At 64.2% G+C, this 14,206-nt stretch carries 13 protein-coding genes; 11 read left to right on the top strand and 2 right to left on the bottom strand.

What is annotated here, in order from left to right; translation table 11 throughout:
* Positions 1–14: 14 nt before the first annotated feature.
* Positions 15–482 (bottom strand): Lrp/AsnC family transcriptional regulator, encoded by a 468-nt coding sequence (locus ACWA13_RS06895; RefSeq protein ID WP_463937405.1) that lies wholly within the window; start codon positions 480–482, stop codon positions 15–17.
* Positions 483–719: 237 nt separating this feature from the next.
* Between ACWA13_RS06895 and pdhA the strand changes: the two genes are divergently transcribed.
* The 3 genes from pdhA to ACWA13_RS06910 are packed head-to-tail and all read left to right on the top strand — an operon-like array spanning position 720 to position 4,185.
* A complete protein-coding gene (pdhA, locus tag ACWA13_RS06900; protein ID WP_463937858.1) occupies positions 720–1,805 on the top strand; it encodes a pyruvate dehydrogenase (acetyl-transferring) E1 component subunit alpha in 1,086 nt (361 codons plus the stop codon).
* The gene (locus ACWA13_RS06905) at positions 1,802–2,812 is read left to right on the top strand and encodes an alpha-ketoacid dehydrogenase subunit beta (protein ID WP_463937406.1); all 1,011 of its coding nucleotides are present in this window, start codon (positions 1,802–1,804) and stop codon (positions 2,810–2,812) included. The genes pdhA and ACWA13_RS06905 overlap by 4 nt, the downstream gene beginning before the upstream one ends.
* A complete protein-coding gene (locus ACWA13_RS06910; RefSeq protein ID WP_463937407.1) occupies positions 2,809–4,185 on the top strand; it encodes a dihydrolipoamide acetyltransferase family protein in 1,377 nt (458 codons plus the stop codon). The genes ACWA13_RS06905 and ACWA13_RS06910 overlap by 4 nt, the downstream gene beginning before the upstream one ends.
* 20 nt (positions 4,186–4,205) lie before the next feature.
* On the opposite strand, the gene ACWA13_RS06915 is transcribed toward ACWA13_RS06910, so the two are convergent.
* Positions 4,206–4,832, bottom strand: a complete 627-nt coding sequence (locus tag ACWA13_RS06915) for an SACE_7040 family transcriptional regulator (protein ID WP_463937408.1) — start codon at positions 4,830–4,832, stop codon at positions 4,206–4,208.
* Positions 4,833–4,983: 151 nt separating this feature from the next.
* Here ACWA13_RS06915 and ACWA13_RS06920 point away from each other — a divergent pair, with 151 nt between their 5' ends.
* Genes ACWA13_RS06920 through dxr form a run of 8 tightly spaced genes read left to right on the top strand, consistent with a single transcriptional unit; the run spans position 4,984 to position 14,189 of the window.
* The gene (locus tag ACWA13_RS06920) at positions 4,984–6,591 is read left to right on the top strand and encodes a carboxyl transferase domain-containing protein (protein ID WP_463937409.1); all 1,608 of its coding nucleotides are present in this window, start codon (positions 4,984–4,986) and stop codon (positions 6,589–6,591) included.
* Positions 6,592–6,595: 4 nt separating this feature from the next.
* Positions 6,596–8,866, top strand: a complete 2,271-nt coding sequence (locus ACWA13_RS06925; protein WP_463937410.1) for an acetyl/propionyl/methylcrotonyl-CoA carboxylase subunit alpha — start codon at positions 6,596–6,598, stop codon at positions 8,864–8,866.
* Positions 8,863–10,026 carry an acyl-CoA dehydrogenase family protein gene (locus tag ACWA13_RS06930; protein ID WP_463937411.1) on the top strand — a complete coding sequence of 388 codons (1,164 nt, stop codon included), beginning with the start codon at positions 8,863–8,865 and terminating at the stop codon, positions 10,024–10,026. The genes ACWA13_RS06925 and ACWA13_RS06930 overlap by 4 nt, the downstream gene beginning before the upstream one ends.
* A 46-nt stretch (positions 10,027–10,072) precedes the next feature.
* Positions 10,073–10,855, top strand: a complete 783-nt coding sequence (locus ACWA13_RS06935) for a CoA transferase subunit A (protein ID WP_463937412.1) — start codon at positions 10,073–10,075, stop codon at positions 10,853–10,855.
* Between the two features lie 2 nt (positions 10,856–10,857).
* Positions 10,858–11,610 carry a CoA transferase subunit B gene (locus ACWA13_RS06940; RefSeq protein WP_463937413.1) on the top strand — a complete coding sequence of 251 codons (753 nt, stop codon included), beginning with the start codon at positions 10,858–10,860 and terminating at the stop codon, positions 11,608–11,610.
* Positions 11,607–12,098 (top strand): MaoC family dehydratase, encoded by a 492-nt coding sequence (locus tag ACWA13_RS06945; protein ID WP_463937414.1) that lies wholly within the window; start codon positions 11,607–11,609, stop codon positions 12,096–12,098. The genes ACWA13_RS06940 and ACWA13_RS06945 overlap by 4 nt, the downstream gene beginning before the upstream one ends.
* A 16-nt stretch (positions 12,099–12,114) precedes the next feature.
* The gene (locus ACWA13_RS06950; protein ID WP_463937415.1) at positions 12,115–12,969 is read left to right on the top strand and encodes an HpcH/HpaI aldolase/citrate lyase family protein; all 855 of its coding nucleotides are present in this window, start codon (positions 12,115–12,117) and stop codon (positions 12,967–12,969) included.
* A 35-nt stretch (positions 12,970–13,004) separates the two neighbouring features.
* Positions 13,005–14,189, top strand: coding sequence for a 1-deoxy-D-xylulose-5-phosphate reductoisomerase (gene dxr, locus ACWA13_RS06955; RefSeq protein WP_463937416.1), 1,185 nt, complete (start codon positions 13,005–13,007; stop codon positions 14,187–14,189).
* Positions 14,190–14,206: the final 17 nt, after the last annotated feature.

Raw genomic sequence — 14,206 nt, forward strand, 5'->3', positions numbered from 1 at the left:
TGGTACTGCACTTGCTAGCCTTGGCCGCGGTCCAGCAGCGGCTGGACCCTGAACGGAATCATTTCCCTCATGGCCAAGGCTGTGTCCGTACGGTCCACGCCGTCGCACGCCAGGATTTTTCCGTTGATGCGGAAAAGATCCTCGGCATCAACGGCCACCACCCGTAGCAGCAGATCTGCCGAACCGGTCAGCCCGTACCCTTCGAGAATTTCGGGGATGCCGGCAAGGTCCTTCGCCAATCCGCCCAGCTTCTGCTGCTGGACGTGGACGGAGATAAATGCCATCAGCGGGTACCCCAGCGATGCCGGATTGATGCGGCGTTCAAAGGAAAGAAAGACTCGTTTCTTCTCCAGCTGCGCCATCCGCGCCTGGACAGTATTGCGGGACAGGCCGAGTTTTTGCGCCAGGGCCACCACTGTCCTGGCGGGGTCCTTGGCCAGTGCCGAAAGCAGGCGCGTGTCTGTGCCATCCAAAGCTTGCATAATGCGCAAGGCTAGCACGGTCAATCGCCACGAAATAGGGCACATTGCTCAGTCGCGGCAGGATCGGTTGTACCTCTTGTTCATTGTGAGTAGGGTCACAAATAGCGGGTAAAGGTGCCCGGCAGACCTGCCGGCGGTGGGATCACAAGTCCCTTCGCGGCTGGTCACAAAGGACGTCGGAGGTTGACGAACGTGATCGCAGAACGCAAGGGAGCCCCACACCCGGGGCTGGTCCAGATGATAACTCCGGACGGGGAGCGCGTCAGCCATCCCGAGTACGATCCATGGGTCCAGGACGTTGGCGACGAGCAGCTGCTCGCGCTATATACGGACATGGCGATCGTCCGGCGGATCGACACCGAAGCAACGGCACTCCAACGTCAAGGTGAGCTTGCCCTTTGGCCGCCCCTGCTCGGGCAGGAGGCCGCGCAGGTAGGTTCGGCACGGGTGGTTCGTCCACAGGACTTCATCTTCTCCAGCTACCGGGAGAACGGAGTGGCGTGGTGCCGCGGAGTGGAGCTGGCGGACATTATCAGGATGTGGCGGGGTAACGCGGCCTCCGGCTGGGATCCCTACACGGTAAATATGGCGGCACCCCAGATCATCATCGGAGCCCAGACGTTGCATGCCACCGGCTACGCCATGGGTATCCAGTTCGATGGTGCCGACACCGCCGCCATTACCTACTTCGGTGATGGTGCCACGAGCCAGGGCGATGTTAACGAGGCGATGGTCTTTGCCGCTAGCTTCCAGGTTCCCGTCGTGTTCTTCTGCCAGAACAACCACTGGGCCATTTCCGAGCCTGTGGCGCTGCAGTCCCATACCCGCATTGCTGATCGGGCTCCGGGCTTCGGTATCCCGTCAATGCAGGTGGACGGTAACGATGTCCTGGCGGTAATGGCGGCCACCCGGATAGCGATGGACCGCGCCTGGCACGGCGGGGGGCCCACCTTCATCGAAGCCGTGACCTACAGGATGGGGCCGCATACCACCGCTGACGATCCCACCCGTTACCGCGACGCCAACGAACTTGAGGACTGGGCTGCCAAGGATCCGTTAAAACGCGTCAAGGCACTGCTGGACAGGAAGGGCGTGCTCACCGACCAGCTGCTGGAAGAGGTGGAAAGCAAAGCCTCTGCCGTGGCCCAACAGCTGCGCAAGGCCTGTGTAGAGATGCCGGATCCCGCATCGTCGGATGTCTTCCGGCACGTGTACAGCACCCCGAACTCCTGGTTGGACCGCCAGGAAGAGCATTACTCCCGCTACCTGGCCTCCCTCGGCGATCCCGCGGCGGCCACTCCGGCTGAAGGAGCCACGCGATGACCACCATGACCTTCGGTGCTGCTATTAACGCCGGACTCCGCAAGTCCCTGGAAAACGATCCCAAAGTTGTCCTGATGGGGGAGGATATCGGGACCCTTGGCGGAGTCTTCAGGATCACTGACGGCCTGCAGAAAGACTTCGGCCGGCATCGCGTCATCGATACTCCACTGGCCGAATCGGGAATCATGGGCACCGCTGTGGGGCTTGCCTACCGTGGCTACCGGCCGGTGGTTGAAATTCAGTTTGACGGCTTCATCTACCCGGCCTTTGACCAGATTGTGTGCCAGGTAGCCAAGATGCACTACCGGACCCGCGGTGCAGTCACCCTGCCCATCACCATCCGCGTTCCCTTCGGAGGCGGGATCGGCTCACCCGAGCACCATTCCGAATCGCCCGAGGCCTATTTCACGCATACTTCCGGCTTGCGCGTGGTCAGTGTGTCCAACCCGCAGGATGCCTACACCATGGTTCAGCAGGCCATCCGCTGTGACGACCCTGTCCTCTTCTTCGAGCCCAAGCGGCGCTATCACGACAAAGGCGAGGTGGATCTGGGCGTCGACCCGGCCACTGCGCCCGATATGGGATCGGCGGCAGTAGTTGCCACCGGAAGGGACATCACCCTGGTGTGCTACGGACCGCTGGTGAAAACCGCTAGGGATGCCGCCCTGGCTGCCGCTGACGACGGAATTTCCATTGAAGTAATTGACCTGCGCTCGCTCTCCCCGGTGGATTACCCCACCGTTGAGTCCTCGGTGCGGAAAACAGGCCGACTGGTGATCACGCACGAAGCAGGCCAGTCCGGCGGTGTCGGCGCGGAGATCGCCGCCAGCATCACCGAGCGCTGCTTCCACTACCTGGAATCGCCGCCTGTCCGGGTCACCGGCTTCGACATTCCCTACCCCTACTCCAAGCTGGAGATGCACCACCTGCCTGATCTGGACCGCATCCTGGACGGTGTGGACCGGGCAATGAACAGGCCTAACTCGTTGAGCGGCCTGGAAGGATGAGTGCCACCATGATCAAGGAATTCCGGCTCCCGGACCTGGGCGAGGGCCTCACCGAATCCGAAATCCTCAACTGGCGTGTGAACGTGGGCGACACCGTAACGCTGAATCAGGTGATCGCCGAGGTGGAGACCGCAAAAGCCGTGGTCGAACTGCCATCGCCTTTCGCAGGCGTCGTCACCGCGCTGCACGAGGCCCCCGGAACAGTGGTGGAAGTTGGAAAGCCTATTGTCTCGTTTGAGGTAGCGGACGACGGCGGGACAACCGGCCAAGCCGCAGGAGGCGCCAACGGCACCGGAAATGCCCGAGAAGACGATAGGGAAGGCAAAACAGGAAGCAACGGCTCGGAAGGTGTGGCCAAACGGGAGCCGAACCTGGTGGGGTACGGCGCCGTCCTGGAGCAATCCGGTCGGCCGGTACGCCGCCGTCGTGCCGGTATTGCTCCGGTTGCGGCTGCGGCTGCGGCTCCGGCAGGACCAGTCACAGCTCCCCAGGCAGTCGAGTCCCCCGAAAGGCCACGGTCCACACCGCCCGTCAGGAAGCTGGCCCGGGACCTCGGTGTGGACCTTACCGCGGTCACCGGCACCGGTGAACGCGGGTTAATCATCCGGGAAGACGTGCTGAAGGCCTCCGGGGTGGCGGCCAACGAGGGTCAGGCTGCCGCGGCAGGCGGGCAGCGCGAGACGCGCACACCCATCAAGGGGGTCCGTAAAGCCACGGCGTCCGCCATGGTGGCAAGTGCCTTCACCGCCCCGCACGTCACCGAATTCCTTACGCTGGACGTCAGCCCGGCGATGGAACTTCTGGACAGGCTGAAGTCCGGCAGGGAATTCGCCGGTGTGAAACTGACCCCCCTCACCCTGGTGGCCAGGGCCGTGCTGATTGCACTCAAACGGAACCCGGCGCTGCACTCTGCCTGGGACGAAGCCAGCCAGGAGATTGTCCAGTTCAATTACGTTAATCTCGGCATCGCCGCCGCGACTCCGCGGGGCCTGCTGGTGCCGAACATCAAGGATGCGGATGCGTTGTCCTTCCAGGACCTGGCCGCCGCCCTTGGCGAACTGGCAGAGACTGCCAGGGCGGGCAAGACCAGTCCTGCGCAACTCACTGGCGGCACCATCTCCATCACCAATATCGGAGTCTTTGGAATCGACGCCGGTACGCCCATCCTGAACCCTGGTGAGGCGGCCATCCTTGCTGTCGGCGCGGTACGCCGGATGCCCTGGGAATACCGGGGCAAGATCAGGTTGCGGCAGGTCCTAACGCTGAGCCTCTCGTTTGACCACCGCCTGGTGGACGGCGAGCAGGGCTCACGCTTCCTCGCCGACGTCGGGAATCTCCTGGCCGATCCCGCGCTCGCCCTGACCATGGCGTAGCAGCGGGACGGCCCTGGCGTTCAGGACACAGTCAACGCAGCCAGTGCCATCCGTGCCAGCACCGGGGCGGCGGACTTCGCACCAATCCGCCGCCCATGGGCCCGGACTGAATGCGGCGTGGAGTTGATCAGGCCGAAGGCAGCGTGGGCGCGCATCCGCAGCTCCGCAGCGTCCAGGGCCGGGTGGATGACGGCGAGGACCTGCACCCACAGCTCCACATACTGGCGCTGCAGCTGGCGGACCCGGGCCTGGTCTTCGGTTGAAAGGTTGCTTAAGTCCCGGTCCTGTACCCGGATCACCTCCGGCTGGTTGAGCGCGAAATCCACCTGGAAGGCAACGAGACCTTCGATGGCGCTGGCGCCGTCACGGGCGGCGGACACCACGGCCTGCCCGCCGGCCAACAGGTCCTGGCTGACGGTCAGGAGCAGCGCACCCAGGACTGCCTGCTTGCCAGGGAAATGCCTGTAGACAGCCGGACCGCTGACGCCTGCGGCAGCGCCCAGGTCCTCGATGGAGACGCGGTTGAAGCCTTCCCGGGCAAAGAGCGCGGCGGCCGCGGAGAGCAACGCCTGCCTCCGGTTCTCCTTCGCTTGCCCGCGCTGGGTCAAAGGAGCGCCGGGCTCGGAGTGGGGAAGTGGTGCGGGCATCTTTCCTCCTGGGAGCTGCACAGCCCACGTTTCCTATTGTGGTGGACTTCACAGTTAATAGAGACTAACCTGAATTACAGTTACTCGTCATTAACCGAAATTGCTGCAGGGGCGGCCCGCCGGGGCGGCCAGGCAGGGAGGACGTTCGTCAATGGAGACAATCGCCAGCCGGGTGGACACCGGCAGCCCGGACTTCGCAGCAAACTCCAAGGCTCAGGCGGCGCTGGCCGAAGAGTTGCGCGGCCGGCTGCAGGTAACCGCACAGGGCGGTCCGGCGGCGTCCCGGGAGCGGCACCTGGCAAGGGGAAAGCTGCTGCCCAGGGAACGGATCGAGCAGTTGCTGGACACCGGCAGCCCTTTCCTCGAAATTGCCCCGCTGGCGGCCAACGGCATGTACAACGACGAATCTCCTGGAGCCGGCGTCATCGCCGGGATTGGCATGGTGCATGGCCGACATGTCCTGGTCATTTCCAATGACGCCACCGTCAAAGGCGGAACCTACTACCCGCTGACCGTCAAGAAGCACCTCCGTGCCCAGGAAATAGCCTTCGAGAACCGGCTGCCCTGCATCTACCTTGTGGACTCGGGAGGCGCCTTCCTGCCTAAACAGGACGAGGTTTTTCCGGACCGCGACCACTTCGGCAGGATCTTCTACAACCAGGCCCGGATGTCCGCCGCCAAAATCCCGCAGCTGGCAGCGGTGCTGGGCTCCTGTACCGCAGGGGGAGCCTACGTGCCCGCCATGAGCGATGAAACTGTTATTGTCCGAAACCAGGGCACCATTTTCCTCGGTGGGCCGCCGCTGGTGAAGGCCGCGATCGGAGAAATCGTCACTGCAGAGGAACTGGGCGGCGGCGAAGTGCATTCGAAAATCTCCGGCGTCACCGACCACCTTGCGGAAAATGACGAGCACGCCCTGCAGATCATCAGGGACATCGTGGCCACCCTGCCCAGACCGGCAGCTCCGGCCTGGGACGTGGTGCCCGCCGTCGAACCTGCCGCGGACCCGGCTGAGCTCTACGGCGCGGTGCCCGTGGACGTGAACGCGCAGTACGACGTCCACGAGGTGATTGCCCGGCTGATGGACGGCAGCAGGTTCCACGAGTTCAAAAAAGAGTACGGCACCACTTTGGTGACGGGCTTCGGCCGGCTGCACGGGCACCCGGTGGGCATTGTGGCCAACAACGGCGTGCTGTTCAGCGAGTCTTCGCTCAAGGGGGCGCATTTCATCGAACTCTGTGACCAGCGCGGTATCCCGTTGCTGTTCCTGCAGAACATCTCCGGATTTATGGTGGGCAAGGACGCCGAGCAGGGTGGCATCGCCCGCAACGGCGCCAAGATGGTCACCGCGGTGGCCACCGCCAGGGTCCCCAAGCTCACAGTGGTGATCGGCGGCTCGTTCGGCGCAGGAAACTACTCCATGTGTGGCCGCGCGTACTCGCCTCGGTTCCTATGGATGTGGCCGGCAGCGCGGATCTCCGTCATGGGTGGCAACCAGGCTTCCAGTGTTCTGGCCACCGTCAAGAGGGATCAATACGACGCCAACGGTAAGGAGTGGTCCGCCGATGAGGAGGAAGCCTTCAAGGCCCCCATCAGGCAGCAGTACGAGGACCAGGGCAGCCCTTATTACTCAACGGCCCGGCTCTGGGATGACGCCGTGATCGACCCAGCAGACACGCGGACCGTCCTGGGACTCGCGCTGGACGTCGTATCCCGCAGCCCGCTGCCGGAGACTTCCTTCGGCCTGTTCAGGATGTGACCGGATGAGCCACACATCACGTGCAACCAGCCAGACCGATGCCCTTTCGGACCCTCCGTTCCACGCCGTTCTGGTGGCGAACCGCGGCGAGATCGCCTGCCGGATCATCAGGACACTGCGCAGGATGGGTATCCGGTCCGTCGCCGTCTACAGCGATGCCGACGCCGGTGCGCGCCACGTTCTCGAGGCCGACACCGCCGTCAGGATCGGCCCTGCCGCGGCCGCAGAGAGCTACCTCAACATTGACGCCCTGGTGCGGGCCTGCAAGGCGGCCGGCGCCGAGGCCGTCCACCCCGGCTATGGCTTTCTGAGTGAGAATGCCCTTTTCGCCGAAGCTCTCCAGGCTGCCGGAGTGACCTTCATTGGTCCGCCGGTGCATGCCCTCACCGTGATGGGGGACAAGATCCGTTCCAAGAACCATGTGGCCGGCTACGGCGTGCCGGTGGTTCCCGGAATCGCCAAGCCGGCGCTCAGTGATGCGGAACTGGCTGCGGCGGCTGACGAAGTGGGCTATCCGTTGCTGATTAAGCCCTCCGCCGGCGGTGGCGGCAAGGGCATGCATGTGGTGCTGCAGCCGGAGGACCTTGGTGCTGCGTTGCTGACGGCGCGCAGGGTCGCCGCGGCAGCTTTCGGGGACGACACGCTGTTCCTGGAACGGCTGGTGGCAACGCCGCGCCACATTGAGGTCCAGGTCCTGGCGGACGCCCACGGAAATGTCATCCACCTGGGCGAGCGGGAATGCTCGCTGCAGCGCCGGCACCAGAAGGTGATCGAGGAAGCCCCCTCGCCGCTGCTGGAGTCGCTGCCCCACGGCGAAGCCATTCGCGCCAGGATCGGGGACGCGGCGTGCCAGGCGGCGCGCAGCGTCCACTACACAGGGGCCGGAACCGTCGAATTCCTGGTGTCGGACCAGGCGCCCGAGGAGTTTTTCTTTATGGAGATGAACACCAGGCTCCAGGTGGAACATCCGGTCACGGAAATGGTCACCGGCCACGACCTCGTGGAATGGCAGGTGCGGATTGCCGCCGGGGAGGAACTGACGGTGCGGCAGGCGGACGTCGAACTCCACGGCCATGCCGTCGAGGCACGGATCTACGCCGAACGGCCGGACCGCAACTTCCTCCCCTCAGCCGGTACGGTGCTTCTGCTGGAGGAACCAGACGGTCCTGCAGGGGAAGGCGCTGCACGGGAGGGCGCCGCATTTGCGGTAGCGCACGGGAGGTCGGGAGCGCCCGTGGTCCGGGTGGACTCGTCCCTCCTGCCAGGACTGGAGGTGTCATCCAGCTATGACCCCATGCTGGCCAAAGTGATCGCCTGGTCCGGGAACAGGCAGGCGGCGCTGGACGCCCTGGACACGGCGCTCGCCGGCTACACGGCACTGGGCATTGAAACCAACGGTGAATACCTGCGGCTCCTGATTAATGATGCCGACGTCCGCGCCGGCAGGCTGGATACCGGGCTGATCGAACGCAGACTGCCGGAACTCGCATTCCGCGAAGTCTCCGAATCCGAATTCATCGCAGCCGCGCTGTATCTTCACGGCGAGGAACAAGCGGCACGGGCACAGATGCGCCCTGCCGCAGCGGGTCCCTGGCATCACGCCGATGGCTGGCGGATCGGCGGACGGGCGCCCTGGCGGGTCAGCCTCGACGCTTCAGAAGGGGAGGTTGTGACGGTCACCGTCATCGCGGATCCCGCTGAACCGGGTTCCGGTACCGTCCGGGTGGGTTCGGGCAACGAACGCCGCGCGTCCCTGCGGCTCACCCGGCCGGGACATGCAGTACTGACTGTCGACGGCGAACCTCTCGGTTATGCAGTCGCCGCAACTTCCGCAACCGGTGCAGGAACCCGTGGAACGGGAACGCGCGAATTGTTCCTGGGCAGCGGCGGCTGGTCCTGCCGCCTTGAGATCCTGGACAGGGAGGCCCGGCTCACGCGGCTGCTGGCCGCCATTGAGCGTGGGGCCGGTGCCGCTGATCCGGAAGTCCGCTCGCCCATGACGGGGACGGTGGTGTCGCTTGCGGCCCAGGATGGCCAACATGTGACCGCTGGCCAGACGCTGTTGTCCGTCGAGGCCATGAAGATGGAACACCAACTCGCTGCGGAGCTGACAGGAATGGTCCACCTCAACGTCAAACCCGGAGATTTGGTCAGGGCCGGCGAGGTGCTGGCCAGGATCCATCCGGATACAGCAACGGAACCCAGTGACACGCAGAAAGCAAACGGGCGTCCGCTCATTCCAGAAGCCACCAATGCCAAGGGAGACCAGCCATGACAGATTTTCAGCTCAGTGAGGAATACCAGGACCTCAGCGACACTGTGCGGGCCTTTGCGGACGAAGTAGTTGCCCCCGTGTCAGCCCACCACGACGAAACGCACACCTTCCCCTACGAAGTGATCTCGCAGATGGCGGACATGGGACTGTTCGGCCTGCCGTTCCCGGAGGAGTACGGCGGCATGGGCGGAGACTATTTCGCGCTATCGCTGGCGCTGGAACAACTGGGCCGGGTGGATCAATCAGTCGCCATCACCCTGGAAGCGGGGGTGTCCCTGGGCGCCATGCCCATCCACCGCTTCGGCACTGAAGTGCAGAAGCAGGAATGGCTTCCGCTGCTGGCCTCCGGAAAGGCGCTCGCAGGCTTCGGGCTCACCGAATCCGAGGCCGGTTCCGATGCAGGCGGTACCAAGACAGCCGCCAGGCTGGACGACGGCACCTGGACCATCGACGGCACTAAAGAGTTCATCACCAACTCGGGAACGGACATCACCCGGCTGGTCACGGTGACAGCTGTCACCGGACGGGAAGAACGCCCGGACGGGACGGTGAAGAAGGAAATCTCCACCATCCTGGTCCCCACCGGCACTCCGGGCTTCACAGCGGAAAAGGCCTACAACAAGGTGGGCTGGAACGCCTCAGACACCCACCCACTGACCCTCAAGGACGTCAAGGTCCCTGAAGCCAACCTGCTGGGCGAACGCGGACGGGGGTACGCCAATTTCCTGTCCATCCTTGATGAGGGACGGATCGCCATCGCAGCCCTGGCTACCGGGGCCGCCCAGGGCTGCGTCGATTTGTCGGTGAAGTATGCCAAGGAACGCACTGCTTTCGGCCAGAACATCGGAAAGCACCAGGCTGTGGCCTTCAAGATCGCCAGGATGCAGGCCAGGGCTCACACCGCCCGGCTTGCCTACTACGACGCGGCCGCCCGGATGCTGGCGGGCAAGCCGTTCAAGACCGAAGCCGCCATCGCTAAGATGGTCGCAGGTGAGGCAGCCATGGACAACGCGCGGGACGCCACCCAGGTGTTTGGCGGCTATGGCTTCATCAACGAGTTCACCGTGGCCCGCCATTACCGGGATTCAAAGATCCTGGAGATCGGTGAAGGCACCACGGAAGTCCAGCTGATGCTGATCGCCCGCGAGCTGGGTCTCTAGGTGGATCCGGTGGTCGAGCCTGTCGAGACCCTCGAAAGGAACAACAATGATTAACAAGGTTGTTGCAAGTGCCGAGGAAGCCGTCGCGGACATTCCCGACGGCGCTTCGCTGGCGGTGGGCGGATTTGGCCTCTGCGGGATTCCCGTCACGCTGATCGATGCCCTGTACAGCCGCGGTACCAAGGATTTGGAAACCGTCAGCAACAACTGCGGCGTGGACGATTGGGGCTTGGGCATCCTGCTCAAAGAGGGCAGGATCCGGCGGACCATCAGTTCCTACGTGGGGGAGAACAAGGAGTTTGCGCGGCAGTACCTCAGCGGTGAGCTCGAAGTGGTCCTCACCCCGCAGGGGACCCTGGCGGAGAAGCTCCGGGCGGGCGGTGCCGGCATCCCCGCTTTCTACACCAAGGCTGGGGTGGGCACCCAGGTATCCGAGGGCGGCCTGCCGCAGAAGTACGACTCCAACGGCGGGATTGCTGTTGCCTCGGCCCCCAAGGAGGTCAGGACGTTCAACGGTATCGATTACGTCCTGGAGGAATCCCTGACTCCGGATTTTGGGCTCGTCCATGCCTGGAAAGGGGACCGGCACGGCAACCTGGTGTTCCACGCCACCGCGATGAACTTTAATCCGCTGTGTGCCATGGCCGGGAAAATTACCATCGCAGAGGTTGAGGAGTTGGTGGAACCCGGCGAACTGGATCCTGAACATGTCCATATCCCGGGGATCTTCGTCCAGCGCGTGGTCCTGGCGGCCGGCACCGAAAAAAGGGTTGAAAAGCGGACGGTCGCTATGGCGCAAACCGCCAGCACAACCGAGGCAGGAGCATAACCATGACTCTCCCGGATCAGAACGTGCAGCCAGGCCGGCCGGAGTCGGTGCGGCACGAATACCGGCGCGCCCAGGCAGCCGATGAGGAAAAGAAAGGCTGGTCGCGCAACGAACTTGCCGCGCGGGTGGCCACGGAACTGCGCAACGGACAGTACGTGAACCTGGGAATCGGGATGCCTACCCTGATTCCCAATTACATCCCCGACGGCGTCGAAGTGGTGCTCCACTCGGAGAACGGGATCCTCGGCGTTGGGCCCTATCCCACGGAAGACGCCGTCGATCCTGACCTCATCAATGCCGGGAAAGAAACTGTGACGGTGAATAAGGGGGCGGCGTTCTTTGATTCGGCCACCTCCTTCGGCATGATCCGCGGCGGCCATGTGGACGTTGCCGTCCTGGGCGCCATGGAGGTGGCAGAAAACGGCGACCTGGCCAACTGGATGATTCCCGGCAAGATGGTCAAGGGGATGGGCGGCGCCATGGATCTGGTGTTTGGTGCCGGCAAGGTGATCGTCATGATGGAACACGTGGACCGTAACGGCAACCCTAAAATCGTGCAGCGTTGCACACTGCCCCTCACCGGCAAGGGCTGCGTGGACCGGATCATTACCGATCTCGCCGTGATCGACGTCGTCACCGACCCCTCCGGCTCCCGGCTGGTGCTCCGTGAACTGGCCCCGAACGTGACGCTCGAGGAAGTTGTGGCAGCCACCGGTGCCGAACTCTTCGAAGAAGACCACGAGCTGACCGTATGAAGCGCGTCATAGAACAGCGTGGCCTCTACTTCGAAGAATTGGAGGAGGGCGTCGTTTATGCGCACCGGCCGGGACGGACGGTGACTGATGCGGACAATATGCTGTTCACCACCATGACCATGAACACCCAGGGGCTGCACCTGGATGCTGCCTGGAGCGCCGGGCAGCCGTTCGGGCAGCGGCTGGTCAACTCGATGTTCACCCTTGCCACTGTCGTCGGCCAATCCGTCACGCAGCTGACCCAGGGAACCATCATTGCCCAGCTGGGGCTCACTGACGTGTCCTTCCCGCATCCGCTGTACCTCGGGGACACCCTCTACACAGAATCAGTTGTCACCCAAAAGCGGCCGTCAGCATCCCGGCCCGGCCAGGGCGTGGTCACCTTCCAGCACACGGGCCGAAACCAGGACGGCGAGGTGGTGGCGTTGGCAACCCGGAGCTGCCTGATGTGGACTGAGGCGGCGCATCGTGAAGCTGCCGGCGGATGAGGGGCACAATACAGTTATGACGTTTCTGATGGGACCCGCACTGCTTTTCTGCCCCGCCGACCGGCCGGAACGGTTCCGCAAGGCTGCCGAACGGGCGGACGCCGTCATCCTGGATTTGGAGGATGCCGTGGCCCCCGCGGACAAGAAACGGGCGCGCGGCGCCATTCTGGCGCAGCTGGGAACTACAGGAGAAAGCCCCGAGCTTGAGCCAAGCCGCACCATCATCCGGGTCAATCCGGCCGGCACCGAAGAGTTTGAGAAGGATCTGCACTGCCTCGCGCACACGCCCTACCGCACAGTCATGCTGGCCAAAACCGAGGATCCGGCACAGCTGGCCCGGCTGGAGGGCTACCACGTGATTGCGTTGTGCGAGACTGCCGCGGGCATCCTCAACGCCCCGGCGATTGCCGCCGCGCCCAACGTGGTGGCCCTGATGTGGGGCGCCGAAGACCTCCTGGCCTCCCTGGGAGGCACTTCCAGCAGGCAGGCCTCCGGCGGTTACCGGGATGTGGCCCTGCACGCCCGCTCCGCCGTGCTGCTGGCAGCCCGCGCCCATGGCAAGGAAGCCGTGGACTCGGTCTATGTGGATATCCCGGACCTCACCGGACTTGCGACAGAAGCCGCAGACGCCGTCGCCTCCGGTTTTGGTTCCAAGGCCTGCATCCACCCCACCCAGGTGGCGGTAATCCGGGCCGCCTATGCCCCATCGGAAGCGGAAGTAGCCGCGGCAGCCGGACTCCTGGACGCTGCCCGGACCGCAGGCTCGGGGGTCTTCCAGTACCAGGGCCGGATGGTTGACGGACCTGTCCTCAAGCATGCCGAGGCAACCCTGAGGCGGGCCGCCGGCCAGGTACCGCCACTGGGGCAGTGACGGCGGCGTCCCGGTAAATACGGGATACTTAGTCAATGCAGCCACGCAGAATTGTCCTTCTCGGATCCACCGGCTCCATCGGCACCCAGGCCCTTGACGTCGTCGACGGCGCCCCGCATCTTTTCGAGGTAGTGGCACTCAGTGCCGGAGGCGGGAAGCCCGAACTCCTGGCCAGGCAGGCTGTCCATACGCACGCCACAGTAGTCGGCATGGCCGGCGGCGACGCCGGCCGGCTCTCCCAACTGATCAAGGAAGCGGCGGCGGCCGCTGGCTTGTCCGGCTATCGTCCCGAGATCATCGTTGGCCCTGATGCTGCGGCCAGGGTCGCAGCTGTTCCGGCAGACGTGGTACTCAACGGAATTACCGGTTCCATCGGCCTGGCGCCAACCCTCGCAGCGCTCAAGTCCGGTGCCGTGCTGGCGCTGGCCAACAAGGAGTCCCTGATCGTCGGCGGCTCACTGGTTACCGCCGCCGCGGCACCCGGCCAGATCGTGCCTGTGGATTCGGAGCACTCGGCAATTGCCCAGTGCCTGCGCTCAGGCCGCGCCGACGAGGTGGAGAAGCTGATCCTCACAGCATCCGGCGGGCCCTTCCGGGGCCGCACCCGCTCAGAGCTGCATGATGTTTCGCCGGCCGAAGCGCTGGCACATCCCACCTGGGACATGGGTCCCATGGTCACCACCAATTCGGCGACCCTGGTAAACAAGGGCCTGGAAGTCATTGAGGCGCACCTGCTGTTCGATATTCCCCTGGACCGGATCGACGTTGTGGTCCACCCGCAGTCGGTGGTTCACTCCATGGTGCAGTTCGTGGACGGCTCCATCATTGCCCAGGCCTCGCCGCCGGACATGCGGCTGCCGATCGCCCTGGGGCTGGGCTGGCCGGACCGCGTGCCCAAGGCTGCTAAGGCGTGCGACTGGACCAAGGCTGCCACCTGGACTTTTGAGCCGCTCGATGCCGTGGCTTTCCCCGCCGTGGGGCTCGCCAAGGATGCGGCGAAGCAGGGGAGTACCTTTCCCGCGGTCTTCAACGCCGCAAATGAGGAAGCCGTCCTGGCCTTCCACGACGGCCGGATCAGGTTCACGGAAATCGTAAACACCATCGATGCCATCCTCAGCGAGCACACAGGTTCCTCCGGGTTGACGGTGGAATCAGTACTGAATGCTGAGAAGTGGGCACGCTCGCGGGCCCAGGAACGTTTAGCCCTCAGCAGTCTCTAAGGAAGCAGCAGAACAAC

The organism is Pseudarthrobacter sp. TRD_SC_9 (genome assembly GCF_055361265.1).